General features: G+C 68.7%; 23 protein-coding genes and 3 pseudogenes. 13 read left to right on the top strand and 13 right to left on the bottom strand.

Features of this window, described 5'->3' with window-relative positions; all coding sequences use genetic code 11:
• The coding region (locus tag ACZ4O3_RS41490; RefSeq protein ID WP_467727551.1) for an MFS transporter at positions 1-1333 on the top strand (1333 nt) is incomplete at its 5' end.
• Between the two features lie 213 nt (positions 1334-1546).
• Here the strand turns inward: ACZ4O3_RS41490 and ACZ4O3_RS41485 are convergent.
• The 9 genes and pseudogenes from ACZ4O3_RS41485 to ACZ4O3_RS41445 all read right to left on the bottom strand — a co-directional run bounded on the left by ACZ4O3_RS41485 (position 1547) and on the right by ACZ4O3_RS41445 (position 7845).
• On the bottom strand, positions 1547-2026 hold the full coding sequence (locus tag ACZ4O3_RS41485) for a transposase (protein ID WP_467727550.1): 480 nt from the start codon (positions 2024-2026) through the stop codon (positions 1547-1549).
• Position 2027: 1 nt separating this feature from the next.
• Positions 2028-2459, bottom strand: coding sequence for an IS3 family transposase (locus ACZ4O3_RS41480; protein ID WP_467727548.1), 432 nt, complete (start codon positions 2457-2459; stop codon positions 2028-2030).
• A pseudogene (locus ACZ4O3_RS41475) lies at positions 2447-2737 on the bottom strand (transposase); the annotation flags it as partial. The gene ACZ4O3_RS41480 and the pseudogene ACZ4O3_RS41475, both read right to left, overlap by 13 nt.
• A 15-nt stretch (positions 2738-2752) precedes the next feature.
• The gene (locus tag ACZ4O3_RS41470; RefSeq protein ID WP_467727546.1) at positions 2753-3154 is read right to left on the bottom strand and encodes a PPOX class F420-dependent oxidoreductase; all 402 of its coding nucleotides are present in this window, start codon (positions 3152-3154) and stop codon (positions 2753-2755) included.
• A 62-nt stretch (positions 3155-3216) separates the two neighbouring features.
• On the bottom strand, positions 3217-4374 hold the full coding sequence (locus ACZ4O3_RS41465; RefSeq protein ID WP_467727544.1) for an epoxide hydrolase family protein: 1158 nt from the start codon (positions 4372-4374) through the stop codon (positions 3217-3219).
• A gap of 75 nt (positions 4375-4449) precedes the next feature.
• Entirely contained in the window at positions 4450-5025 is a 576-nt protein-coding gene (locus ACZ4O3_RS41460) for a PadR family transcriptional regulator (RefSeq protein ID WP_467727543.1), read from the bottom strand.
• A 224-nt stretch (positions 5026-5249) separates the two neighbouring features.
• Entirely contained in the window at positions 5250-5537 is a 288-nt protein-coding gene (locus ACZ4O3_RS41455) for a hypothetical protein (protein WP_467727541.1), read from the bottom strand.
• An 863-nt stretch (positions 5538-6400) separates the two neighbouring features.
• Entirely contained in the window at positions 6401-7288 is an 888-nt protein-coding gene (locus ACZ4O3_RS41450) for a pyridoxamine 5'-phosphate oxidase family protein (protein ID WP_467727540.1), read from the bottom strand.
• A 98-nt stretch (positions 7289-7386) separates the two neighbouring features.
• Positions 7387-7845, bottom strand: a complete 459-nt coding sequence (locus ACZ4O3_RS41445; RefSeq protein ID WP_467727538.1) for a VOC family protein — start codon at positions 7843-7845, stop codon at positions 7387-7389.
• A gap of 109 nt (positions 7846-7954) precedes the next feature.
• On the opposite strand from ACZ4O3_RS41445, the gene ACZ4O3_RS41440 reads away from it, so the two are divergent.
• On the top strand, positions 7955-8491 hold the full coding sequence (locus ACZ4O3_RS41440) for a CGNR zinc finger domain-containing protein (RefSeq protein ID WP_467727537.1): 537 nt from the start codon (positions 7955-7957) through the stop codon (positions 8489-8491).
• A gap of 341 nt (positions 8492-8832) precedes the next feature.
• Positions 8833-9231 (top strand): annotated as a pseudogene (locus tag ACZ4O3_RS41435) (phosphotransferase-like protein); the annotation flags it as partial.
• 702 nt (positions 9232-9933) lie between these two features.
• Here ACZ4O3_RS41435 and ACZ4O3_RS41430 read toward each other — a convergent pair.
• Positions 9934-10521 carry an NADPH-dependent FMN reductase gene (locus ACZ4O3_RS41430; RefSeq protein WP_467727535.1) on the bottom strand — a complete coding sequence of 196 codons (588 nt, stop codon included), beginning with the start codon at positions 10519-10521 and terminating at the stop codon, positions 9934-9936.
• Positions 10522-10607: 86 nt separating this feature from the next.
• Between ACZ4O3_RS41430 and ACZ4O3_RS41425 the strand changes: the two genes are divergently transcribed.
• Positions 10608-11096, top strand: a complete 489-nt coding sequence (locus tag ACZ4O3_RS41425) for a MarR family winged helix-turn-helix transcriptional regulator (protein WP_467727533.1) — start codon at positions 10608-10610, stop codon at positions 11094-11096.
• A 172-nt stretch (positions 11097-11268) separates the two neighbouring features.
• Here ACZ4O3_RS41425 and ACZ4O3_RS41420 read toward each other — a convergent pair whose 3' ends face one another.
• Together ACZ4O3_RS41420 and ACZ4O3_RS41415 are read right to left on the bottom strand one after the other, a co-directional pair.
• A complete protein-coding gene (locus ACZ4O3_RS41420; protein WP_467727532.1) occupies positions 11269-11523 on the bottom strand; it encodes an ATP-binding protein in 255 nt (84 codons plus the stop codon).
• 19 nt (positions 11524-11542) lie between these two features.
• Complete coding sequence (locus ACZ4O3_RS41415) at positions 11543-12160, bottom strand: TetR/AcrR family transcriptional regulator (protein WP_467727531.1); 618 nt, start codon at positions 12158-12160, stop codon at positions 11543-11545.
• 84 nt (positions 12161-12244) lie between these two features.
• Between ACZ4O3_RS41415 and ACZ4O3_RS41410 the strand changes: the two genes are divergently transcribed.
• Together ACZ4O3_RS41410 and ACZ4O3_RS41405 are read left to right on the top strand one after the other, a co-directional pair.
• Entirely contained in the window at positions 12245-12976 is a 732-nt protein-coding gene (locus ACZ4O3_RS41410; RefSeq protein ID WP_467727529.1) for an SDR family oxidoreductase, read from the top strand.
• A 1513-nt stretch (positions 12977-14489) separates the two neighbouring features.
• On the top strand, positions 14490-14939 hold the full coding sequence (locus ACZ4O3_RS41405) for a hypothetical protein (protein WP_467727528.1): 450 nt from the start codon (positions 14490-14492) through the stop codon (positions 14937-14939).
• A 61-nt stretch (positions 14940-15000) separates the two neighbouring features.
• Here the strand turns inward: ACZ4O3_RS41405 and ACZ4O3_RS41400 are convergent.
• Positions 15001-15164, bottom strand: a pseudogene (locus ACZ4O3_RS41400) (IS110 family transposase); the annotation flags it as partial.
• 115 nt (positions 15165-15279) lie between these two features.
• On the opposite strand from ACZ4O3_RS41400, the gene ACZ4O3_RS41395 reads away from it, so the two are divergent.
• From ACZ4O3_RS41395 to ACZ4O3_RS41365, 7 genes are all read left to right on the top strand, one after another.
• Positions 15280-15516: an integrase core domain-containing protein gene (locus ACZ4O3_RS41395; RefSeq protein WP_467727526.1), complete on the top strand. Its 237-nt coding sequence runs from the start codon at positions 15280-15282 to the stop codon at positions 15514-15516.
• Positions 15517-16904: 1388 nt separating this feature from the next.
• Entirely contained in the window at positions 16905-18305 is a 1401-nt protein-coding gene (locus ACZ4O3_RS41390; RefSeq protein ID WP_467727524.1) for an arabinofuranosidase catalytic domain-containing protein, read from the top strand.
• Positions 18306-18397: 92 nt separating this feature from the next.
• A complete protein-coding gene (locus ACZ4O3_RS41385; protein ID WP_467727523.1) occupies positions 18398-19105 on the top strand; it encodes an RICIN domain-containing protein in 708 nt (235 codons plus the stop codon).
• A gap of 59 nt (positions 19106-19164) precedes the next feature.
• Positions 19165-19296 carry a hypothetical protein gene (locus ACZ4O3_RS41380; RefSeq protein WP_467727522.1) on the top strand — a complete coding sequence of 44 codons (132 nt, stop codon included), beginning with the start codon at positions 19165-19167 and terminating at the stop codon, positions 19294-19296.
• A 390-nt stretch (positions 19297-19686) separates the two neighbouring features.
• Positions 19687-21114 carry an arabinofuranosidase catalytic domain-containing protein gene (locus ACZ4O3_RS41375; protein ID WP_467727520.1) on the top strand — a complete coding sequence of 476 codons (1428 nt, stop codon included), beginning with the start codon at positions 19687-19689 and terminating at the stop codon, positions 21112-21114.
• 43 nt (positions 21115-21157) lie between these two features.
• Positions 21158-22810 carry a glycoside hydrolase family 27 protein gene (locus ACZ4O3_RS41370; RefSeq protein WP_467727518.1) on the top strand — a complete coding sequence of 551 codons (1653 nt, stop codon included), beginning with the start codon at positions 21158-21160 and terminating at the stop codon, positions 22808-22810.
• A gap of 137 nt (positions 22811-22947) precedes the next feature.
• Positions 22948-24417, top strand: a complete 1470-nt coding sequence (locus ACZ4O3_RS41365) for an arabinofuranosidase catalytic domain-containing protein (protein WP_467727516.1) — start codon at positions 22948-22950, stop codon at positions 24415-24417.
• Positions 24418-24422: the final 5 nt, after the last annotated feature.

Raw genomic sequence — 24422 nt, 5'->3', positions numbered from 1 at the left:
GTCGAGCGCATGCTGGGCGCTCCCTGGCCGAGCTGATCACGACGCCATAAAAGGCAACATGATGAAACGTGTGAGTCGCTCTCGCGGCGGGCGTCGTCTCGGGAGACGCGCGGCCTTCGCCGTGCTGGTCTGCGCCAATGTGGTCATGATGGCCACGGCAAGCGCACCGTCACCCATCTACCCGCTGTACCGGGAGCGCTGGGGCCTGTCGGTCACGATGCTGACGGTGGTCTTCGCGGTGTACGTCGTCGGTCTGCTCGGCGCGTTGCTGACGGTCGGATCGCTGAGCGACCACCTGGGGCGCCGCCCCGTGCTGGTCGCCGCCCTTCTGGTGGCGGCGGCCAGCACGGCGATCTTCTGGACGGCCGACGGCATCGTCTCCCTCCTGATCGCCCGGGTGGTGCAGGGCATCGCCACGGGGACGGCCACGGGTGCTCTTGCCGCCGGACTGGTCGACCTCTCACCCGAGCGACGTCCGCAGTGGGGGCCGACGATGACAGCGGTGGGCACGAGTATCGGCATGGCCACCGGTGCCGGAGTCGTGGGGTTGCTGGTTCAGTTGACCTCACGACCCGATGCGTATGTCTTTCCGGTCTTTACGCTGACCTTCGTCGTTCTGGCCGCGGTCATCCTCAGGATCCCTGAGACACCCGCCCCGCGAGCGTTTCGACTGGCGTCGCTGCGACCGAGAGTCCGGGTTTCTCGGGAGGCTCGGCCGACGTTCCTCGCCTCGGTTCCCGCCCTCGTCGCGGGGTGGGCCGTCACGGGTCTGTTCCTTTCGCTCACTCCCTCCCTGGTGAGCAACGTCCTGCATGTGCGATTTGGCGCTGCGGGCGGGCTCACCATTGCGGCGCTGTTTCTGGCCAACAGCGTGGGCGGCTTCTGCTCCGTTCGGCATACGGCACGGTTCGCCACCTTGCTGGGGGCGGTTCTCCTGACTCTGGGCGCGTTGGGACTGGTGGTGGCCATCGCTGTTGCGTCGTCGGCCATCTACGTGGGCGGATCAGTCGTCGCAGGGCTGGGCGTCGGCCTGACGTTCAACGGGAGCCTCCGCGCCATCAGCGCGGTCACCACCGCGAAGTCGCGCTCGGAGGTCTTCTCGGCCGTCTACGTGATCAGCTATGCGGCGTTGAGTCTTCCGTCCCTCGCGGCCGGGCTCGCGGCGCCCTCATGGGGACTGGAGACCACGGGCTACCTGTACGTCGGCTTCGTCGGGGCGCTGTCCGTGGCTGCGGCCCTCCACGCCGGACGTTCGCGTGCTCACCGACCGACCGGAGACCCGATGCGGACGGCCCGGGAAAGCGATCCTCACAGCGAATGGACCCGCTGCTGAGCGTGCCGCATCGAGTCGGTTCCGGCTGCGGTTGCCCCAGGGAGAGTGACCCACGCATGAAACACCGCCGTACTCCGACACCAGCCGAAGAGGCGCTTGATCACGGCTTACCGCCGCCGCGTCAGGGCGGACTTCCTGAGCGCGGCTAATACGCTCGCTCCGCAAACTGGAGGAGGTTGCGATCTGTCAATCCCCTCGCAGCGTGGAGACGATCTATGCGGCCAGTCCCTCGGCGAGGGCGGCCCTGTACTCGCGTTCGTAGTCGATCGGGCTATTGAACCCGCATACGCTGTGTAGCCGCCTGGCGTTGCAGAGGTCGGTGATGCGGATGGCGATCTTGAGGCGGGCCTCGGTGCGGATGCTGAAGGTATGCCGGTGGACGTACTCGACCTTGAGCACGCTGTTGAACGCCTCGCTCACGGCGTTGTCGAAACAAGCTCCGACTCTGCCCATCGACTGCACGATGCCCAGCTTGCGGCAGGCCCTCTTGAACCCACCCTCGCTGCCCCTGTCGGTGTGCGTGATCACGCCGCGGACGTCGCCTCCCCGGGTGGCCGCGGCCATGTTGAGTGAGGCCACCTCCAGCCCGGCGTCGTGCCGGGTAACCATCGCGTAGCCGAGCAGCCGGCGGGAGGACAGATCGATCACCGTTGCCAGGTAGAACTTGGCCTCGCCGGTGTCGATCTCGGTCATGTCACCCACCCAGACGAGGTCGGGCTCCTCGGCGGTGAAGTCCCGGCGGGCGAAGTCCGGGGCCGCGGGCCGCTTGCCCGGCCTGGTCAGTGCCCGGCGCCCGGGGGACCTTCCGTCCGGCCAGCCCGAGCTCGGCCATCAGCTTCGCGACGGTGTTCACCGATACCCGCCAGCCCCGGCGCACCAGCTCGACGAACACCTTCGGCGAGCCGTAAGTGCCCCCGGACCAGCGGAAGATCTCCTCAAGCTCCTCCGCCAGGTGCTGTCGGCGCATCTCCCGCTCGGTCGGCGGCCGGTCGTGCCGCTTGTAGTACCACGACTCCGATACCCCCAGGGCCCGGCAGGCGACGCGGTACGGGATCTCCTGTTCGGCCTTGCAGCTGCTGATCACCCTGACCGCCACAGCCGCGTACGCCTCAGCTACTTCACCCACAAGGCCACGAATCGCTTGCACACATCGCGCTCCATCTCCAGCTCGCGGATGCGCTTGTCCTTCTCCCTGGCCTCGGCCCGCAGCCGCTCCAGCTCCGCCCGCTCACTCTCCCGCAGCCGGCCACCAGACGGCTCCGCCATCGGCCGGTCCGTCGAGGGCGATCCGTTGCGCCGTGCCCGCGAGACCCAGCTGCGCAGCGTCCCGGGATGGATGCCCAGATCCTCGGTCACCTCCGGAATCGGTGTCCCGGTCTCCGTCACGATCCGTACCGCCCCGTCACGGAACTCGGCGTCTTAGTGTATGGGGGAATGGATGACGGAGTCGACGGTGATGGTCAGCAGGAGCCGGGTCTGGCCCGGGCCGCCGTACGAGGCGTAGGGGAGGCCTGTGTACTTCTGGGAGAGATGTTCGATGCTCTCGGCGGCGCCGTCAGCCGTGGCGCTGGTGACGCGTCCCCGTACGGAGAAGTAGCGGGAGGTGTCATCCGGGTCGGCGATGCTGACGGCCACACGAGGGTCGCGTTGAACGTTTTTGGTTTTGCGGTAGCCCTCGACGGTGTTGATGAGGATGTGTTCGCCATCGGTGTCGACCCAGGTCTGGGTGAGCTGGGGCGAGCCGTCCGGCATGGTGGTGGCGATGAAGCAGGGGCTGGGCCGGTTCAGCAGTTTGAGGAGTTCGCCGGGCAGGGGTGTCATGACGTATCGCCCTTCCTTTGGGGGGAAGCTGTCGGTGGGAGGTGCCGATGCCGGCGGTGCGCTCAGCGCAAGGAACGGAAGGTGGTCCGGACTTCGTCAACGAAGAGTGCCGGTTGTTCCAGGGCCGCGAAGTGGCCGCCCGCCTCAAGCTCGTTGAAGTGAACGACGTTGCTGTAGCGGCGTTCCACCCAGCGCTGGGACTTCCGGACGTGCTCCTCCGGGAACATGCTGAATCCGGTGGGCAATGCGATCGGTGCGGTGGCGTTCGGCGCGGAGGGCCGTGCCGACCGTGCCATTTCCCAGTAGGTCCGCGCAGAGGACGTCCCGGTGTTGGGAAGCCAGTAGAGCATGATGTCGTCGAGTAGTTCGTCCAGGGTGAATGATGCTTCTGCGTCTCCCGGCGTGCCGCAGGTGTCCTGGAACATCGCGTAGATCCAGGCAGCCAGGCCGATGGGGGACTCCGCGAGGGAGTAGCCAATGGTCTGAGGGCGGGTTGCCTGCTCCTTGGCGTAGCCTGAGAGGTGCTCCCAGAAGTAGGCGGCGCTGTCGAGCATTGCCTGCTCATGCTCGGTGGCGTCCCGGATCTCGTCGGGCGTCGGCGGGAACATGGCGAAGTTGAGGTGCAGCCCCACGCATCCGGCGGGGGCCTTGCGGCCGATCTCGTCGGTGACCGCGCATCCGAGGTCGCCACCCTGGGCGCCCCATCGCCGGTAGCCGAGCCGGCCCATCAACGTGATCCAGACATCGGCGATCCGGGGAAATCCCCAGCCGGGTTCCGTAGGCCGGTCGGAGAACCCGAATCCCGGCAGCGACGGCACCACGAGATGGAAGGCGTCCCGCGGGTCACCGCCGTGGGCTGCGGGATCGGTCAGTGGGCCGATGACCTTGTGGAAATCGAGGACGGAGCTGGGCCATCCGTGGGTCATGACCAGCGGGAGGGCGTCCGGCTCAGGCGAGCGCACATGGAGGAAGTGAATGCCCAGGCCATCGATGATGGTGCGAGATTGGCCGAAGCCGTTGAGGGTCTTCTCGCACCGCCGCCAGTCGTAGGTGTTGAGCCAGTAGCCGTGCAGGGCACGGAGCTTCGCCAGCTGGGGTCCCTGGCTGGTGTCCAGGACGGTCTCGGCATCGGGCCACCGGGTGCGGGAGAGCCGCTCACGCAGGTCGGTCAGCTGTTCTTCCGGCACGGACAGTGTGAAGGGTTCGATGAGTTCGGACATGGGACATGCTCCTTACTGGGCAACGGTCGCGCCGACCGCGACGCGGGCGGATTCGAGAGGGCGGGATCCGGTGATTCAGAGACTGTCGGGCTGGCGGGTCCGTTCATCGGCGACAATCTCGGGCACCGCGTCCAGCACCTCCTGGAGCCAGGCGATTTCGGCGCGCAGCCTGCGCGCACTGTGACTGACCGCCAGTGCCTCGCTCACCGTCAGGTAGCCGCCGTCGATGGCGTTGGCGTTCAGCGCCTCGGTGTCCGAGAGCATGGAGGCGAGTTCATCCAGCCGGGATGCGATCACCGTGTGGAGCTCGTCCAGCTTTTCCGGGTCCAGGCGGGTGAGGGCCAGGTCGAACGGGTCCGGCTTCATCCAGATGTGGCGCAGACTCTCCGACTGGAGTTCCTTGAGACGCAGCCGCCCTTCGCCGGTGATGCCGTACACCTGACGCTCGGGCAGATTGCCCTCCTTCTCGGTCCTGACCTCTTCCAGCAAGCCCTCAGCCAGCAGGCGCTTGATCGCCTGGTACAGGCTGCCCACGGACACGTCCGTCCACAGGTGTAGATGCTCCCGCTCGGCCTGGAGGCGCACCTTGTGCCCGTGCATCTCGCCGTTCCTCGCGAACGTGTCGAGGATGAACAACCTGATCGATGACATACGGCTACTCTTGCATGAGTACTCGTTCATAGGCAACCTATCGATGTGCCCCGCGAGCGCGAACTAGACAAAGAGACTGGACAACTCCGCTCCCGCATCAAGGACCTCACCGCCCACCTGGCCGGGGGATGGCAACGAGGGTCTTACGGGTGATGCGCAGGTTCTCGCTCTCCGCGTCGAGTTCTCCGAGCCCGCACCGACCACACCATCCCCAGCGCATCCAGCTACTCCACCCGCGCGGCGTCCAGAGTCCCGGCCGTGTAGTACCGCCGCTGCTCCGCCCGCCAGCGGATGCCCGTCGGCCGACCCCCAGTCCTCCGGGGAGACGAACGTGTACGGCGCGCGCAGCTCGGTGCGGTCTCGGGCAGCCACCGGGTGGCGACCTCGATGCCGCGCCGCCAGAACACCTTCTCGGGGTCGATGACCCGCAGCCGGACGAACGGGGCGAGGGCGGCGGGGCCGCGTTCCGTGCTGAACCTGAGCACCCCGGCGGTCGCGGCACCGACCCGCACGACGTCGTCCTCCCGGCCGTCGTCCTCGCCGTCGTGCTCCTGGTCCAGCTTTCCGTCCTCGGCGGCCGGGCGGGCGTTGCGGACCCGGGGGCGGCGAGTGCCTCGATGGTGTCCGAGTCGTGGGCCCGGAGCGCGCCGAGGATCTTGCTGAGGCTGCCGTACGCATTCGAGGTGAGGAGTTCGTTCGCGTCCTCACCCAGGACACCGGAACGATCAGTGTGGCGAGTTCCCCGGCTCCCGGACGCATCCGCAACGCACGCCCGACCATCTGCACAATGTCGCCATCGACCCGCGCGCGTCCGTGAACAGCGCCGCATCGCATTCGGCGGTGTCGACGCCTTCCCCCCCACCACCCTCACCGAGGGGAGCACCCGCAATTCAGCGCGCACATCCCGGCCTTCGAAGCCGTTCCCCCGAGGAAGTCTGACGCGAATTCATTCAGCACCTGGCGACGGTGCGCGGGGGCGTGCTCGCCGTGCCGCCACGCCGACCGCACCTGGTCCGCGGCGGGAAGGTCTCGGGGTCGTCCTCAGCGAGCCGGCCCACCGTCACCGGCACGGCGGCCGCCATCGCCCGGGCCTCCCCGGCCCTGCTGTGGAAGGACAGCACACGCCTGAACCGTTCCACGGACGCGGCGCGTATGAGCCCGGCCTGCTGCGCCTCCCGACCTCCCCGCGGGAGGGCTGGCACAGCAGGGGTACGCCGCTGAAGCGGGTATCGCGCCTGGGACTTCCCTCATCGAACAGACCGTTCCGTTCGATTGGGTCGAGGTGAATGGCGCGGCTGCGGACGGGCGGGAAACGAGGGGTCGGTGGATCTGGGCGGAGAACAGCGCCGCCATCCACCTGTCGAACGCGCGGACATCAATCCGTCGAGGCGGGATTGGCAGGTGAGAATTCCGGCTCGGCCCAGCGCAGCGGCACGGCGCCGGAGGTCTCGAGCGTGTGCTCCACGGTGAAGCGGACCCTGCGAGTGCCGTCGGCAGCGGGGTCGATCCGGGTGCGGCCGGTCAGCTGCAGGGTCGTGCCGTCCGTCCAGTCGAGGAAGAGCAGTCCCGCCCTCGGGTTCAGGGCGAGGTTGCCGAGGCTGAGGAACATGGCGTTGCCCGGGTAGTCGGGCCAGGTCAGCTCGGTGGGTGAAGTGGGCCTTACGAAGCCGGGGTTGCCCCCGCGGTGGCTGGCCTCGGCACCGGAGGGACCGATCGTGGCGAGGAAGAAGGTGTCCGAGACTGCGACGAACGCGGCTTGCCGGGCGGTGAGTTCCCCGCCGTGACGGGGCGGTCCGGGCCGGCGGGCCGGGTCCCACCGGTACTCCGCACGCCGCTGGATGTACTTGGGGCAGTTGGCGAACACCCTCTCCGCCGCGATCGCAAGGCCCGGGCCGGTGGGGCGGGATCTGCCGTTGAGGCGCATCCGGCGGCGGGTGCGGGGATCCAGGGCGAGGGTCGCGACCGCCGTGTCCGGGTGGGCGAGGGCGGCCGCGAGCGGGTCGCCCGGCAGCGGGCCCCCGGCGATGGAGACCTGCCGGGGGCCGGTGGCGCGCACGAAGCCGGGCTGTCCGCTCAGCGGTGACGCCCACACCTGGCCCGTCGCCGGGTCGGCCGCGCCGATGACCAGCAGCGGCTGCTGCTCCAGGAAGGCCGCAGCCACCGGCTTGACGCCCTCGCCAACCGCGCGGCCCACGTGGTCGGCGGCCTCCCGCAGACCTGACTGCTCCTGCAGTGCGCGCGAGCCCGCGTGGTACATGCTCATGATCAAGACCCTTCTTCGGTTCGGGCGTCGGCGGTGACGGCAATGGCGCAGACGAGGACGTCGGGCTCCGCGGTGCCGGTGGGATCCGAGGGGAAGTTCTAGAAGAACCCGCAGGTGGGGGAGGACCCGTGCGGGGCGGGAGCGCCCTTGGCGCCGTGGCCGGTGGAGATCTCCAGGCGAGTGCCGTCCGGGTGGTGGAAGAAGATGCCGCCGGATTCGGCGCCCTCCCTGTGGGCCACCACGCCGTCGTGGGCGAAGTGGACGCCGTGCTCGCGCAGTACCGCCTCGTACTCCTGGATCTGCTCGACGGAGTCGGCGGTGAACGCGAGGTGGTGCAGACCGGCTCGCAGGCCCTCGTACGGCTGCTCCGCCTGCTGCCAGAGGGTGAGGACCGGGGCGCCCCCATCATCGTTGCCCAGGAACGCGTACCGCCGCTCGTCCTGAGAACCCTGGGTGAGCAGGGCGAAACCGAGGATGTCCCGGTAGAAGGCGAGCGAGCGGTCGAGGTCGGTGACGTTCAGGCCGATGTGGCCGGTGTTCAGGGTCGTGGCCGGCATGGAGACTCCTTCGAGGGCAAACTAACTACTGGAATCAAATTTAAAGGTTAGTTTCGGTGAGGTCAACCGGTCACGTACACTTGAATGGTTAGTAGCGAAGGAGTCGCCCATGTCCGCCGATCCACGCCCTCTTACCGGCGAGCCGCTGGCCCTCGACCTGCTCAACACACGCTGGCTCCGGGACGGGGCGACGCAGGATCTGCTCAGCGGGATCGACGGCTTCGCCGTGTGGCTGGCTGCGGCCGGACTCGACGACCGGTTCACAGCCGACGCGTCGACCCTCCGTCACACCCGTCAGGCCAGAGACGCTCTGGCGACAGCCGTGGACGGGCCCCCCGCCATGGGTGCGGCGCCCGTCGACGCCGTGCTCGGCCACGGCCGCATCCGTGCCACCCTCACTGCCGAAGGGCCTGGTGAGGTGACCGAGTTCGACGACCCTTCCTGGGGCCCGGCATGGCTCGCCGCCCGCGACTACCTGCGCCTGCTCAGCGCGGCACCGGACCGGATCCGGGCCTGCGCCCACGAGTCGTGCGTGCTGCACTTCTTCGACACGTCGCGCAATGGCACCCGCCGCTGGTGCTCGATGGCCTCCTGTGGCAACCGGGCCAAGGTTTCCCGTCACTACGCCCGCTCGAAGGAGAACTGAGCGGGCAGGAGTGCCATCGCCCGTTCGCGGGCCGGCCAGGTACCGGCCCCCGTGGACGTGCCCGGGCTGAGCCGTTCCGGGTCCGTCGGGGATCTCAGTTGGCGGAGTGGTGGACCAACTCGGCCGGGGCTGGCGGGGGTTGGTCGCGGTTTGCTGGAACGGCTCAATGACGTCCCCACTATCGCCGGACCGACGTCACAGCGGATTGGAGTTTTCGAGACCGCGGCATCCTTGCCGGTAGTTGACGTTGGCCAGGGCATGCCTTGAGCCCTGCCAACCGCCGAGATCCGCTTCAGATCCCCTGAACGCGGTCCGGGGCAGCGTCATGTGAGCATCCGGATATGACACCTGGTCGGCTCACCTTCCTCAACGGCGCGTCCAGCTCGGGCGAGTCGAGCGTGGCGTGGGAGCTTCTTCTGGACATCCTGGACGGCGGCGTCTTCTTCCATCTGGCGGTCGATGCCTTCAACGCGATGCGCAGAAAGCGCGGGCTCGGAGCGGAGGAGGTCGACGCCGCGCTTCGGCGCACCCGGATGGACTTCCAGCGCTGGACCGCAACCATGGCCGAGGCGGGCGATGACATCGTGGTCGACCATGTGCTGAGCGAGCCACGGCGACTGCTCGACTGTCTAACGGTGCTGCGACCTGAGGGCGTCCTTTTCATCGATATCCACTGCCCGCAGGACGAACTCGCCCGCCGCGAGCAGGCGCGAGGAGGCCGCCCGTCGGGCCTGGTGGCGCGTCATGGATGACCTGAACTAGGGAGCTCGCGCAGGGTTGGCGTTGGCACGTCGAGGGGCGTGAACCGGCGCGGCGTTCACGCACGTTCATCGATTGCCCCGGCGCGAAGAGTGGGCATTGTGCCGCTGCTCATGGATCTCCTCGTACCAGTCCGGGGCATTCTTCTTGAACTTGCGGCGTGATGGGGAAACACGTGTCCACGGGTCTGGGCACTCAGACTCTGGTAGCCGGCGCCCGCAGGGATCTCCACCGGGGGGCGTCGGTCAGGAGCCCGATCAGCCCTGACCTACGGGCATGAGTGATGTCCGCATGGCTCGCGGGTTCAGCCGCTGCGGTACAGGAGGCGGCCAGCCCCACTCCGGCACTGAAGTTGGTCCCACTCGTTGGCCCCCGGCGGGTCGCGTGGGGTGCGGTGCGTCAACCTCGCTCCGGCAAGTCGTTTTGGCCCCACCCCGAACGAGTGGGTTCCCCGGCCGTGGGGAGGGAGCGACGAGGCGGGGGAGCATGGGCGCGCGCGACCGGCGTAGAACGGCTCGTGCCTGACCGGGCCGAGGCCGGCGCCCCGTACAGGGGTCGGCCTCGGGTCTCAGGGCGGGTCGGCGTTGATGGTGATGGTCAGGCGGATGCGTTGCGGCGCCCGTCAGCTCTCCACGTCCGCTCGCATGATCGGCCACGAATCGTGATCGGCCACGAATCGGGCCTCATGCAGCCGTGGCCGTCTGCGTCTTGGCCTCACGGACCCCGCGCAGGGCGCCGGACCAGGCGATCACCTGGTCGAGCATGCCGCCCACGGCGGTGTCGAGGCCCTCCTGGGGGACGAAGGTGCCGGTGCGGAACGAGGCGTGTGTCGAGATGGTGGGCTGGGCCCGCACCGCGGCCACCTGGAGTTCGGCGAGGACGAGCCGCAGTGCCTCGGCGGCGCGGGCCCCGGCGACCCAGCCGCCGTAGCTGATGATCCCGGCGGCCTTGTCGTTCCACTCCCGGTAGACGTAGTCCAGGGCGTTCTTCAGGGCTCCGGGGTAGGAGCGGTTGTACTCGGGGACGAGGAATACGTAGCCGTCGAAGCTGTCGATGAGTGCGCCCCAGGTGCGGGTGTGGTCGTGCTGGTACTGCTGGAGGTTCGGGTTGCCGGGCTCGTCGAGGTTGCCGAGGTCGTGGTCGGCGAGGTCGATGAGTTCGTAGTCGGCGCCGCCGTGAGCGCGGGCGGCCTCCAGCGCCCAGGCGGCGATCTGGTCGCCGCGGCGTCCGGGGCGGGTGCTTCCGAGGACGAGTGCGATGCGGAGTGGCATGGTCTCCCTTCCAGAGAGTTGATACGTCAACTCTAGATCGGAGGGAGTTGAAGTGACAACTCTGCTGGTCGCGGTATCCTAGCGAGATGATGGAGACGCGATCACTGGAACCCGAGGAGTGGGAGTTCTGGGACACCTGGATGCGCGCACAGCGCCTGCTCGCCAGGGAGCTGGAGCGGGGTCTGCAGCGCGACAGCGGAATCTCGAAAGCCGAGTTCAGCGTGCTCGTGACGCTGTGGAGGGCTACCGGCCCCGAGATGCGCGTCGGCGAACTCTCCGAGTCCCTCGACTGGGACAAGAGCCGCGTCTCACACCAGCTGACACGCATGGAAAATCGAGGCTTCGTCAAGCGCACCCAGTACGGGGCCGATGGCCGCCGCGCGGGGATCGGACTGACCGCCGAGGGACGCTGCGCCGCCCAGAGCGCCATCCTCGTGCATGCCGACAACATCCGCCGGCACTTCTTCGACTCACTTACTCCCGAGCAGGCGGCGGTCATCCGGGCATGGAGCGAGCAAGTAGTCGACCGCATCGAGCCGCGTCGCGGCGAGACCGCCGGCGACGGCGCGTCCTAGAACCTGCCGCACGGCCCCTGGACAGGCGTTGCCGATACGACCCGGGCGTTGTCAGACAGCTCCTGGTACGAAGGCTGTAGGGGATGACTCTGCATTCTCGCGGGACGCCGACTGGCTGGTGCGGCGAGACTGAAGCCCCGCGCAACTCGTCATGCAGGGCTCAGGCAGCCCTTCAGGACTTGCCGTGCTTCTCTTGGGTCTTCTTGAAGCGGAAGCTGTCGGTGCCGGTCTTGACGATGTGCGCGTTGAAGGTCACCCGGTCCACGATCGCCGCGCAGAGCCGGGGATCGGCGAACGTCTGCTTCCACTCCGAGCACGGGACATTCGAAGCAATGGCGATCGCGCGTCCTTCCTCGCGTTCGGTGGTGGTCGACGGTGTGGTCGGCCTCTTCCGCAGGCGTTCGGGGGGAACCGGCGTGGTGATCACCCGAGCTCCCGGCTGACGCTCACGTCACGTTGCCGCGCAGCAGCGCCGTCGCCGCGCGCGTAGCGCGTGTGGCGACATCCTCGGGGGAGAGGCGGGAGCGGGTCAGGAACTCCTCAGTGTCCAGGGTGACGTAGCCGTGGGCCAGGACGAAGAGCTGTTCGAGTAGGAGCAGTGCTTGGGAAGGGTCGGCGTGGCCCGCCTGCCGGGCGAGGTCGAGCAGCAGCGCCATCAGGTCCCGGCCGGCCCGGGCCAAGTCGGGGTCGCGCAGCGGCCTCAGCTCCCGGGCGAAGATCACATCGAGGCCGGCGCCGCGGTCGGACACATGGCGCACGTATGCCCCCGCGGTGGCCGCGAGCTGGTCGACCGGGTCGGGGCCGGCCGCCTGCGCGGCGGCCTCCATGGACCGGGTGAGCTCCTCGGCGGCCTGTGCCGCGACGACGGCGAGCAGCGCGTCACGGTTGGGGAAGTGGCGGTACGGGGCGGCCGTGCTCACCCCGAGTCTGCGGGCGAGTTCGGCGACGGAGAAGCCGGCCATCCCCGTCTCGGAGAGCAGCACGAAGCTTTCGTTGATCAGGGCCGAGCGGAGCTGCCCCCGGCCAGGGCGCTCACTCCCTGCCCCAACTGCGGCGTCAGTCACTCGGTCCACCTTCCTTGACCATAAGTAAGAGACCACTTACTTTAGATGTGATAGCCCTCTTACTTCTAGCACTGGAGGACACGCATGACTGGGATCGACGGCAAGGTGGTGGCCATCACGGGCGCGGGCAGCGGGATCGGCGAGGCGAGCGCGCTGCTCCTCGCGTCGCGCGGCGCGAAGCTCGTCCTCGGAGGGCGTCGGAGCGACCGGCTGGAAGCGCTCGCCGCCCGCATCGAGGCCGACGGCGGCACGGCCGCCTGGGCGACGACGGACGTGCGTCGCCGCGGAGACCTCGCGGACCTGGTGGCACACGCCTGCGGGCGCTATGGCGCACTCGACGTCCTTGTCAGCAACGCCGGGATCGGCCCCATCTCGCCGTTCGACGAGCTGCGCGTCGAGGACTGGGACCAGATGATCGACGTCAACTTCCGCGGCGTGCTGCACGGGATCGCGGCAGCGCTCCCCGTGTTCCGCAAGCAGGGCAGGGGGCAGTTCGTCAACGTCGTCTCGACCGCCGGGCTGCGCATCGTGCCGAACCAGGCTGTCTACGCGGCGACGAAGAACGCAGTCCGCACCGTCTCCGAGGGACTGCGCCAGGAAGCCGGGCCCGAGCTGCGAGTCACCATGGTCTCGCCCGGCTATGTCGCGACGGAGTTCGCCGACTCGGTCACCAGCCCCACCGTCAAGTCGCAGGCCACGGCGGTCGACTTCTCCCTCTCCCCCGACGACATCGCCCGCGCTGTCGCCTTCGCGATCGAGCAGCCGTCGAACGTCGACGTCGGCGACATCGTCGTCCGCCCCACGGCACAGAACTGACGCCTCGCCGGCCTCGCTGGGCGAACTCATCGCGGGCCGCCGTCATGTCTGGCCGCCTCCACGCCCCTCAACTGCTTCACCCGTTCGGACTGCGGCCGCTGTTACGCACTCTTGCGGACCGGGCCTTCGGCTTGGGGTGCCGCTGCCCGGCGGGGTGAGGTGTCGCGCCGCCGCTGGCGCGGAGTCGGCGGGTGGTAAGCCATCAAATCATCATGTTCATCGCATGCGTGGGTGTTACGTGCGTGACTCACTTAAATATCCATGATTCGTTACATGCTTCGTGTTCCGTACTGCTCAGGTTCGAGGGAGGGCAGGGTGTGGGTGTGCGGCCGATCGGGCCGACAAGCACCACGCACCCCGTCGGCCTGCGACTTCGTGGCGCAGATCCAAGGGCGTCAGCTCCGAATGGGGACCTCGTGTCCGTTTCGGTGACCGCCCGCCGTGTGACCGCCGCTGCTGTGGGCGCGCCGGCCCTGCCTGCCGCGACCGCCGGCCAGCCCCCCCGCCCGCCCGCCGAGGCCAGCCGCACCGGCGAGGGCTCCGGCCTGGGACTCGCCTTCGTCCACGCCGTCGCCCTCGCGCATGGGGGCACCGCACACGCCGAGAACACCGGGCGCGGGAGTGCCCTCACCCTCGACCCGTCCTGCTGGGCGGCGCGCTGGCTCGGGGGCGCGGCGTACGGGCGCAGGTATGGCGCCGCACTGCCGGGCCCGCCGGCCCACCTCGCCCCCTTGCTCGGCCATTACGGGTACTGGGCCGTCGGCGCTGTGGTCTTGGTGGAGGACTTCGGCGTCCTGAATCCGATCGGGTGCCACGGGACAGGCATCACTCGGTCCGGGCAGCCTCGCCGAGGGCCCGAGAGAGGCGCTTCTCCAACTGCCGGACTCGCGTGGCAAGGCGTTTGTTCCGTTCCAGCGCGTTGGCCAGGTCGGCCTGCGGGGAGGCGCGGCTGACAGCTGCGTTCCGTCCTTCCTGTGGAGAGGCGGCCGCGGCCGCGTGGATGCGTTGGAGGAGGTCGCGATGTCTGTAGAGGAAAGTGCGGTCTACTCGCGCGGCGCGTGCGAGAGCGGAACGGTGATGCCGGCGTCGCTTCGCATTGTGTCCAGGGCTTTGAGAACGCGCTCACGGCGGGGGACCGAGCCGGCCCGCCTGCCGTCAGTCATGTTCGTCGTGCTGTTGTGCCATGGTGGAAGTCGGGCATGTGCGGTTCGACGCGGGCGAGGGCGGGACGCGGGGAGCCCTGTGGGGAACCGGGCGGTCGGGGGTCCTGCTCGCGCGTCGGCGGGGCCGCGCGCGCCGGTCCGGTCATCGGCCCGGTTCCGCCGACGGCGCCGGCGGTGTGACGGCAGGGGCTGCACTAGACATCTCAGGGGACTAAGAGGTCAAGTCGCCTTCTCTCATCGGAGTGAGGAGCATGGAGGCGACTCTTTGAGCGGCATGCGTCACCATGGTCTGCCGAGCGGCACAGCATGTGGTGGCCCGATAGGGCGACCCAGTAACGAGGGTGGGGCGCGTGGAGCAGAGCGAGGACCAGATTTTGGCTGAAGAGCGCGTCGCTCTTGGCGCGGTGAGTGTGGGAAGCGGTGGTTTGGTTCGGATTGTGGCAAAGCTGATGAGGAAGAACGTCCATGAGATTGACCTGCTTGTCCCCCTGCCGTTCGATGATGTGGTGAAGCGCGTCTCCGTTGTGCTCGGGAGGGCGGGTCGAGCACTCGAAACCGGGCCAGTTGGCTCTGACGAGAATGAGGAGACAATCCGTGTTGTTGCCGGCGGTGGTGCTGGTGGTCTGAATCCTGTGGTGGTGACAGCTCGGGTGCTGAAGGCCGATGAGGACAGCTCGGAGGTCTGGTTGCGTGCCGCAGCCAAAGAGGGCCTGGTCAGGCAGCGAGCCGGAGAGAAGACCGCCGTGCGTCTTGCCGCCCTGCTGAGCAGGGCAACAGGGGCAGACACGGCAGGCGGGTGAGCTGCGGGGCCGACGGCAGCCAAGATTGTCTTTGGGTGACTGTTGCTTCCGGAGACAGAGCCAGCGGTGCGGGGGCGGGTTGTTCGTCGAAGTGCCGTCGAGTCTCGGACTGTGATGGAGTTGTCCGAGGAAGCGGTTGAGTAGGTGGCGCTGAGCGGCGTCGTGCCGGTCTCCGTGCTCGCGCCGGCGCCTGTAGTGGGCGTTGGCCCCGGGCGAGGGTTGCAGGGGGAAGGCACCAAGGCCCTGGTTCAGGTCCTGTTGCTGCACTGCCACCTGCGGCACCTGAGTGCACCGGTGACGAATTCCGCCGCGAAATACGCAAGTTGCGCAGAGGCACTCGATGGGGCGCGTCGGCTCTTGTTACGATAATGCTGCGGCGGAAAGCTGGTTCGCCATCCTGAGAGCGGAGATCGGGACGACCATGTGGGAGACCCGCGCGACCGTTCGGGCCGACGTTTTCCGCTACGTCGAGGTCGAGTACAACCGCAGCCGGCCCCGTCGGCACCCCGATTACGGGTACGCCACCCCGCTCGAAACGAGATCCTTGCTCAGGCAGAACCTCATCCCGGCAGCGTAAACACCCGCTGTCCAGTTCGCGTGGGGAACTTCAGGATCACTTCCTGGCCTTCACCAGCATTGCCTGGGCCCTCATCTGCTACCGCCGGCTCGCCAGATGAGGCAGACCAGCAACTTGACAGCCTGGGGCAAGCCCGCGCCCCACAGAGCAGAATCGTTCACGGCCTCGGCCCGGCTGTCCGCGCTCAGCGCCCTGCGCAGGAACTCCGTCATGCCGCAGTCAAAGCGCGTCCAGGTGTACGACGGCCTGACTCTCGGGGCTCCTGGCGCTACACCCGTAGCGCCACCACTGCGTGCAGTCGACCATGGTGATGGAGGCGATCCGGGTACCCAGCATCGGCCCGGGCCGGCCGCGGACCAGGCCGTCTCACGTCATCGACGGCAAGGGCTACAGCTCCAAGGCGATCCGCGGACGGATGCGTCGGCGTTCGTCCGCGAACCGGTCTGACGGTCGTCCGGTGCCGGCCGGGCGAAGGGCCCGCGGACTCGCTGATGAGGCAGGGCCCGCCATTGTCGGTCGAGCGCCGTATGGGGCGACCGTCGAGGTCTCTGGCGGCCCGTCAAGCGATGACGGAGAAGGCGTACGGTTTCGGACAGCGGCAGGAAGTACGGTTTCGTCCTGATCGGACAGGGACTGCGGTCCCGTTTCGCGTCTCGCGACGCTCCGAGGTCAGGGCGAACCGATTCGACGCAAGCGCTCGACGTGATTTCACGACAGACATTGCGCGGGCCGGTCGCGTAGCGCGATGCGCAAACGGTGCCAACACTCCTTCAGGGACGTCCGCTTCGGCGTGTGGCGTTCGCGGCGGCGCTTCGTGATCTGGGTCCATTCGAAGACATGCCTGTTCAGCGGTGTGGTGGAGGGTCATCGGGAGGTCCGTCGGCCATACCCGCGCGGCCCGCAGCGCCGTCGCGGCACTGGGTCGGGCCGCAGTCGCGAGCCGTCCCATCGCAATTTTTCGTGCTTCCCAAGAGCTTGCGAACCGCGGCGATCAGCGGTCGAATCGATTCCGCACCAAGGTCCGCAGGAAGGGTCTCCCCACCCTTGACAGCCCTGTGGGACCGGTAACACCGTCTCCCCCGATATCTCTCGGCAATCCCACTGCACAACGGCACGTTCAGGCGCTTCGGCATGTGTCACCACCACCACCGCAACCCGACCGGGTTGCACCGGCACGGTAGGGAGTCCAGATGGGAACCACGCGTACAAGACGCCGCCTGCTGTCCAGGCGCGAAGGCGTCGAGCGGTTACTCGCGGCGGTAGGCCGCCGGGGCGGGCCCAGGAACGCGTTGCCTCGGACACATCTCCCTCCGTCGGCGGGCCCGGCCCCTTCCGGGTGGAAGACGTTCGCCCGGACGGCGGCCGCAGCCGCGCTCGTCGCCGGCGCTATGGCCGGCGCCACGGCCACGGCCGGTACCGCCCGGGCCGCCACGTCCGGGCCCTGCGACATCTACGCGGCGGGCGGCACGCCCTGTGTGGCGGCGCACAGCACCACGCGCGCGCTGTACGCCTCGTACAACGGGCCGCTCTACCAGGTCCGGCGTGCCTCGGACAACTCCACCCGCGACATCGGGGTCCTGAGCGTGGGCGGGTACGCCGACGCCGCCGCCCAGGACTCGTTCTGCTCGGGGGTGTCCTGCCTGATCACTGTCATCTACGACCAGTCCGGCCGCAACAACAACCTCACCCAGGCACCCGGCGGCGGTGCCGCGGGCGGCCCCGACAACCTCGCGAACGCGACCGCCGCGCCCACCACGGTGGGCGGTCACAAGGCCTACGGCGTGTTCGTGGCGCCCGGCACGGGCTACCGGAACAACCACACGAACGGCATCGCCACCGGGGACAACGCCGAGGGCATGTACGCGATCTTCGACGGCACGCACTACAACGGCGGCTGCTGCTTCGACTACGGCAACGCCGAGACGGACAGCAACGACGACGGCAGCGGCACGATGGAGGCCATCTACTTCGGCAACATCAAGGTGTGGGGCTACGGTCCGGGCAACGGTCCGTGGATCATGGCCGACCTGGAGAACGGCCTCTTCTCCGGGGTGAACCAGCATTACAACGCCAACGACCCGGCCATCAACTACCGCTACACGACCGCCATCATCAAGGGCGGCCCGAACCACTGGGCGATCCGTGGCGGCAACGCGCAGTCCGGGGGCCTGTCCACCTTCTACGACGGAGTGCGCCCCAACGTCTCGGGTTACAACCCGATGCGCAAGCAGGGCGCCATCATCCTGGGCACCGGCGGCGACAACAGCAAGGGCGCCCAAGGCACCTTCTACGAGGGCGTGATGACCTCCGGCTACCCATCGGACGCCACGGAGAACGCTGTCCAGGCCAACATCACCGCGGCTGGGTACGGCAACTCCGCAGGGGACGGGACGAGGACCGGCGCGCTGCACGCGGTGGGCGCGGGCAAGTGCCTGGACGTGCCGAACTCCTCCACCACGGCTGGTGCACAACTGCAGATCTGGGACTGCAGCGGCGGCGCCAACCAGACGTGGACCCACACGTCCTCGGGCCAGCTGACCGTCTACAGCGGCAGCAGCCAGATGTGCCTGGACGCGTACAACAACCAGACGTCCGCCGGTACCAAGGTGGTGACCTGGCCGTGCAACGGCGGTACCAACCAGCAGTGGCAGGTGAACTCGGACGGCACCGTCACCGGTGTCCAGTCCGGGCTGTGCCTCGACGTCACCGGCGCTTCCACGGCCAACGGCGTCCTGGCTGAACTCTGGCCGTGCAACGGCCGATCCAACCAGCAATGGACCCTCAACTGACCTGAGGGCTCCGGTGCGCCGGCCCACCGCCGGCCGCGTGCCACGCGTCACCAGAGGCGGACACCGGCCACCCCGATGGGCGCGTCAAGCAGGTGACTTGCACGGCGAAGAAACGCCGCAATGCCTCGCACCACAGGGCGACACGCGCACCGACGGAGGATGACCATGTCCAGAGCCAGAGACCTTTGCGGCCTGTGGGCCGTTCCCACAGCTCTGCTCGCCCTACTGGTCGGCAACCCGGCCAGCGGCGGGGTGGCGTACGCGGAGCCGGCACAGCGCCAGACGGGAATCGCCGACCCGGCGGCACCAACTGGCCGCAGGGTGCCCGGCAGGTCATCCAGGAGGCAGGAGTCCAGTCCACCGGCGGCACGGACGGATTCCCCGCCGGCTACCACCAGTTGGTGATCGGCAGCGACAGCCTGTGCCCGGACGTGCACGGCACCTCCGGCGCGGCGATCGACCAGTGGACCCGCAACGGGCAGACCAACCAGCAGTTCCGGTTCGTGCCGGCCACTGGCGGTTACGGGCAGCTGCAGGCGCGGAACTCCGGGCTGGTGGTCGTGGTGTCCGGTGGTTCGACGGCCGCCGGTACGCCCGACATCGTGCAGCAGGCACCGGGCGGAGCGGCCGGCGGTCTGTGGTCGCCGGTGCGGCAGTCCGACGGCTCGTGCTCGTTCCGTAACCAGAACAGCGGCCTGTGCCTGGACGTCTACGGCGGCGGCAGCAGCCCCGGCCGGCAGTTGGACCAATGGCCCTGCAAGAACACAGCCGGCACCAACCAGGACTTCACCCCCCGCTGACAGATTGATTCGTGTACTCGTTCACCCCACCCACTGTCCCGCGCCAGTGAGGAACGCTCATGAAGAAGTACCCGGTATCCCTGGGCGCCGCGCTGACGGCCGCGCTCGCCATCGGCGCCGCACCCCGCGGCGCCCGCCGCTGCCACCGGGGCGGAGCCCGCCCGTCAGTACTGGAATCTCCGGTGAGGTGATCGGCGCGGGGTAGGGCCCTGAGAGCGAACACCCGTGCCCGGTACGACGGCGGTCGCCGGGCACAGGTCTCGGCATGCCCTCAGACGGTCTCATCATGGGCTAGACATGGGATGTATCAAGTGGTGAATCGCCAAGAGCTACCTATTGACACTGCGTTGGGCCTGTGGGATCACTATGCAACATGGGATGTATGAGTGTTCCCTGGGAGTGCTCTCGGGCACGCTGGCAGGAGCGGTCGACACCCCTTCCGAACTCTCTCGGACAGGCACGGCACTCTCCGTCCCCTTCCCCCGCCCATGCGAGGACACAGAATGCAGCCTTCATCCGCTCCGCCCCGTCGTCCCATCGCTCGTGCGTCGCACTTACCGGCGGCCGCCGCCGTATGCGTGATGGGACTGCTGGCCATGCTGCTGGCGACCGGGCCGACCTGGTCCGCGCCGGCATCGGCGGCACCCGTGGTGAGTTCGGCGTCGGGCCGGTGCCTGGACGTCAGGGGAAACGTCTCCACGCCGGGCACGACGTTGGACATCTGGGACTGCAACGGCCAGACCAACCAGGCGTTCGAAGTGACCTCGACGGGTGAACTGAGGACGATGAACGGCGCCCGCTGCGTGGACCCCTACGACAGCCGGACCGCCCTCGGAAGCCCCGTGGTCATCCGCTCGTGCGACGGGCGGGCGACCCAGGTGTGGCGACAGAACTCCGATGGGTCCCTCATCGGTGCCGCGTCCGGTTTCTGCCTGGACGTCAGCGGGGCGGGCACGGCCAACGGCACCGCGGTCATCCTGTGGACCTGCAACGGCCAGAGCAACCAGAAGTGGACCACGCCGACAGCCACACCCCCGCCCGACGGGTCCGGCCCGTGCGACATCTACGCCGAGGGCGGTACCCCGTGCGTCGCCGCGCACAGCACGGTGCGCGCCCTCTACCGCTCGTACAACGGCCCTCTGTACCAGGTCAGGCGCGCCTCGGACAGCGCGACCCGGGACATCGGCGTGCTGGCGCCCGGCGGCTTCGCCGATGCCGCGGCCCAGGACGCCTTCTGCGCGGCCACCAGTTGCGTGATCACGGTCGTCCGCGACCAGTCCGGACACGGCAACGACCTTTGGTACCAGGGCTCGTCCCAGGTCCCGGGATCGAGTCAGAGCAGCCCCGCGAAGGCGACGTCCGAGTCGCTTACCGCCGGGGGCACCAAGGCGTACTCGCTGTACATCAACCCGGGGAACAGCTACTGGCGGGACGGCCACCTTACGGGCGTGCCGACCGGTGCATCACCCGAGGGGGCGTACATGGTGACCAGCGGTACCCACGTCAACGGCGGCTGCTGCTTCGACTACGGCAACAGCGAGACGAGCAGGAAGGCCGACGCCGCCGGGGCGATGGACGCGATCAACTTCGGTACCGAGTGCTGGTTCGGCGGCTGTTCGGGAAGCGGCCCCTGGGTGCAGGCCGACCTCGAATGGGGGCTGTACCCCGGCGGCAGCCAGTCCTGGAACCCCGACCAGCGGGCGTTCGCCGGCAGGTTCGTCACGGCGATGCTGAAGAACAACGGCTCGTCCAGGTTCGCTCTCAAGGGCGGCAACGCCCAGTCGGGGAGTCTGACCACCCTGTGGGACGGCGCGCTGCCCGGCGGATACAGCCCCATGAAGAAACAAGGGGCCATCGTCCTGGGCAGCGGCGGCGACTGCTGCAAGCCCGGCGGCGGCGCCAACCTGAGCGCCGGCACCTTCTACGAGGGAGCCATCGTCGCAGGCTATCCCTCCGACGCGAGCGACAACGCGGTGCAGGCGAACGTCACCGCCGCCGGCTATCGCTGATCGGCCGTCGGTTTTCCCAACTCGGTCCAGGAGTCGATGACTTATGCCCAAGACCACGGTGGGGGCCGGACGCCTTCAGCTGCTGCCCCCACGGCTGTCCCTGCGCAGAACCCTGGCGCTCACCTTCTCGGCCTTGCTGCTCGCAGTGGCCACGCCCCTGCTCGCTCTCGGTGCGGCACAACCCGCCGCCGCCCTCGGCAACGGACTCGCCCTGACTCCGCAGATGGGCTTCAACGACTGGAACGCGTACGGCTGCAACGTCTCCGAGTCGCTGATCAAGACCACCGCCCAGGCGATGCACACCAACGGCATGCAGGCGGCGGGTTATTCGTACGTCAACATCGACGACTGCTGGATGACCCACAGCCGGGACTCCGGCGGCCACCTGGTGCCGGACCCGGTGAAATTCCCCGACGGCATCAAGGGCACCGCGGACTACGTGCACTCATTGGGCCTGAAGCTGGGGATCTACGAGGACGCGGGCACCGCCACCTGTGCGGGATACCCGGGCAGCCTTGGCCACGAGAGCACGGACGCGCAGTCGTTCGCGTCGTGGGGCGTGGACTACCTGAAGTACGACAACTGCAATAACACCGGCGCGCCGGCACGGACCCGGTACACCGCGATGCGTGACGCCCTGACGTCCACCGGCCGGCCGATCGTGTTCAGCCTGTGCAACTGGGGCCAGGAGAACGTGTGGACCTGGGGCGCGGACGTGGGCAACAGCTGGCGCACCACGGGGGACATCAGCCCGAACTTCTCAAGCATGCTGTCGATCTTCCACAGCAACGTCGGACTGGCCTCCTACGCCGGACCCGGCCACTGGAACGACCCGGACATGCTGGAGGTCGGCAACGGCTCGATGACGGCCACCGAGAACCGCAGCGAGTTCAGCCTCTGGGCGGAGATGGCCGCGCCGCTCATCGCCGGCACCAACATCCCCCAGGCCAGCACCGCCACCTTGTCCACGTTGACCAACTCCCGGGTGATCGCGGTCGACCAGGATTCCCTCGGCAAGCAGGGCACCATGGTGTCGTCCGCCGGGGGCCTGGACGTGCTGGCCAAGCCGCTCGCCGGCGGAGACGTTTCGGTTGCGCTGTTCAACGAGACGGGCTCCACGGCGACGATCACCACCACCGCGGCCGCGATCGGGAAGACCGGGGCGTCGGCTTACACCCTCACCGACCTGTGGTCGGGCGGCTCGTCGAGCACCGCCGGCACCATGAGTGCCTCGGTACCGGCGCATGGCACGGTCATGTACCGGGTCGCGGGCGGCACCAGCAGCGGCGAAGGCACCGGCGTGACAGGGGAACTGCACGCGGTCGGCGCGGGCAAGTGCCTGGACGTACCCGACTCCACCACGACCGCCGGTACCCAGGTGGAGATCTGGAGCTGCAATGGCGGCGCCAACCAGAGCTGGACACACACCGCATCCGGCCAGCTCACCGTCTACTCCGGCAACGCCCAGACGTGTCTGGACGCCTACGACAACCAGACCACGCCGGGCACGAAGGTGGAGATCTGGCCGTGCAACGGTCAGCGAAACCAGCAGTGGACGCTGAACTCCGACGGCACGATCACCGGCGTCCAGTCCGGCCTGTGCCTGGACGTCACCGGCGGGGCCACCGCGGACGGAACCCTCGCGGAGCTGTGGACCTGCAACGGGAGCAGCGGTCAGCGGTGGACGCTGGGCTGACTCCCCCCCTGCCCCTCGGCACTGCTGCTTCGGTGCCGCCGTGCGGCGGCACCCCCACGGAGGAGGACTCCTTGCCCGGATCAACAGCCGAGCGCCGGCGAAGGCGATTACCGGCCGCGTTCCTGATCGCCCTGGCGATGGCCCTGGCCGCGTTGGGCACACCGGCGTTCGCCACGTCGCCGCGGACCGGCACGAGCGTCGCTGTCCACGGGTCGGCCCCCGGCCCCGCGGCCGCCGCGTCGCTCCCGTGCGACATCTATGCCGCCGGCGGAACGCCGTGCGTGACGGCCCACTCCACGACCAGGGCGCTCTTCGCGGCGTACGACGGGCCGCTGTACCAGATCCAGCGGTCCTCCGACCACAGCTACCGCGACATCAGGGTGCTCGGCGCGGGAGGGTACGCCGACGCCGCCTCCCAGGTCTCGTTCTGCGCGGGCACGTCGTGCACGATCACGAAGATCTACGACCAGACCACCCGACACAACGACCTGCCGATCTCCTGGGGCGGCTACTGGAAAGGGCCCGGCCCCAACGGATCGGACGTGGGAGCCGACGCCATGGCCCTGCCGGTGGCCGCGGGCGGCCACCAGGTCTTCGGCGTCAAGGTCACCCCCGGTGTCGGTTACCGCATCGACCACGCGAACGGCGTCGCCACCGGCTCCCAGCCCGAAGGCATCTACATGGTCACCTCGTCGAACTTCACCGACCAGTGGTGCTGCTTCGACTACGGCAGCGGCGAGAACTCCCACACCGACACCGGTAACGCCACCATGAACGCCATCTACTGGGGCAACGCCTGCTGGTTCGGCGGCTGCACCGGCAGCGGCCCGTGGGTCGAGGCCGACCTGGAGAACGGCATGTTCCACACCAACACCGGCTCCAACAAGGACCCGAACAACCAGGGCGTGCACCACCCCTTCGTCAGCGCGTGGCTGAAGAACAACGGCACCAGCAACTTCACCCTCAAGTACGGCGATGGTGCGAGCGGTGGACTGACCACCACCTTCTCCGGCGCACTGCCCAACGGCTACTCACCGATGAAGGTCGACAGCTCCGTCCTGCTCGGCACCGGTGGCGACAACAGCCCCTCGGGACAGGGCGAGTTCTTCGAAGGCGCGATGACGGCGGGCTATCCCTCCGACGCCACCGAGAACGCCGTCCAGGCCGCCATCACCGCCGCCGGCTACGGGACGTCGGGTGGCGCGGGCGGCACCACCGGTGCGCTACACGCGGTGGGCGCCGCCAAGTGCCTGGAGGTACCGGGCGGCTCCACGACGCCAGGCACGCAGACGCAGATCCGGGACTGCTCCGGCGCGGCGAACCAGACCTGGTCGCAGAGCGCCTCCGGCGAGCTGACCGTCTCCCTGGGAGGCAGCCGCCTGTGCCTGGACGCCTCCGGGCAGGGCGCCAGCCCCGGCACGAAGGCCATCACCTGGACCTGCAACGGCCAGACCAACCAGCAGTGGACGCTCAACGCCAACGGCACCGTCACCAGTGCCCAGTCCGGGCTGTGCCTGGACGTGTCGGGCGCCGCCACCGTCAACGGAACCGCCGTACAGCTGTGGAGCTGCAACGGCCAGTCCAACCAGAGATGGACGCTGAGCTGAATCGT

Source organism: Streptomyces sp. NPDC026515 (assembly GCF_055567595.1).
The sequence above is the reverse complement of the archived record's forward strand: the minus strand, read 5'-3'. Positions and strand labels throughout refer to the sequence as shown.

Excerpts from the sequence above, each read along its gene's own strand:
- ACZ4O3_RS41485 (WP_467727550.1), bottom strand. The coding sequence starts at position 2,026 with ATGACCGAGATCGACACCGGCGAGGCCAAGTTCTACCTGGCAACGGTG.
- ACZ4O3_RS41470 (WP_467727546.1), bottom strand. The coding sequence starts at position 3,154 with ATGACACCCCTGCCCGGCGAACTCCTCAAACTGCTGAACCGGCCCAGC.
- ACZ4O3_RS41465 (WP_467727544.1), bottom strand. The coding sequence starts at position 4,374 with ATGTCCGAACTCATCGAACCCTTCACACTGTCCGTGCCGGAAGAACAG.
- ACZ4O3_RS41460 (WP_467727543.1), bottom strand. The coding sequence starts at position 5,025 with ATGTCATCGATCAGGTTGTTCATCCTCGACACGTTCGCGAGGAACGGC.
- ACZ4O3_RS41450 (WP_467727540.1), bottom strand. The coding sequence starts at position 7,288 with ATGAGCATGTACCACGCGGGCTCGCGCGCACTGCAGGAGCAGTCAGGT.
- ACZ4O3_RS41445 (WP_467727538.1), bottom strand. The coding sequence starts at position 7,845 with ATGCCGGCCACGACCCTGAACACCGGCCACATCGGCCTGAACGTCACC.
- ACZ4O3_RS41440 (WP_467727537.1), top strand. The coding sequence starts at position 7,955 with ATGTCCGCCGATCCACGCCCTCTTACCGGCGAGCCGCTGGCCCTCGAC.
- ACZ4O3_RS41430 (WP_467727535.1), bottom strand. The coding sequence starts at position 10,521 with ATGCCACTCCGCATCGCACTCGTCCTCGGAAGCACCCGCCCCGGACGC.
- ACZ4O3_RS41425 (WP_467727533.1), top strand. The coding sequence starts at position 10,608 with ATGATGGAGACGCGATCACTGGAACCCGAGGAGTGGGAGTTCTGGGAC.
- ACZ4O3_RS41410 (WP_467727529.1), top strand. The coding sequence starts at position 12,245 with ATGACTGGGATCGACGGCAAGGTGGTGGCCATCACGGGCGCGGGCAGC.
- ACZ4O3_RS41395 (WP_467727526.1), top strand. The coding sequence starts at position 15,280 with ATGGGGCGCGTCGGCTCTTGTTACGATAATGCTGCGGCGGAAAGCTGG.
- ACZ4O3_RS41390 (WP_467727524.1), top strand. The coding sequence starts at position 16,905 with ATGGCCGGCGCCACGGCCACGGCCGGTACCGCCCGGGCCGCCACGTCC.
- ACZ4O3_RS41380 (WP_467727522.1), top strand. The coding sequence starts at position 19,165 with ATGAAGAAGTACCCGGTATCCCTGGGCGCCGCGCTGACGGCCGCGCTC.
- ACZ4O3_RS41375 (WP_467727520.1), top strand. The coding sequence starts at position 19,687 with ATGGGACTGCTGGCCATGCTGCTGGCGACCGGGCCGACCTGGTCCGCG.
- ACZ4O3_RS41370 (WP_467727518.1), top strand. The coding sequence starts at position 21,158 with ATGCCCAAGACCACGGTGGGGGCCGGACGCCTTCAGCTGCTGCCCCCA.
- ACZ4O3_RS41365 (WP_467727516.1), top strand. The coding sequence starts at position 22,948 with ATGGCCCTGGCCGCGTTGGGCACACCGGCGTTCGCCACGTCGCCGCGG.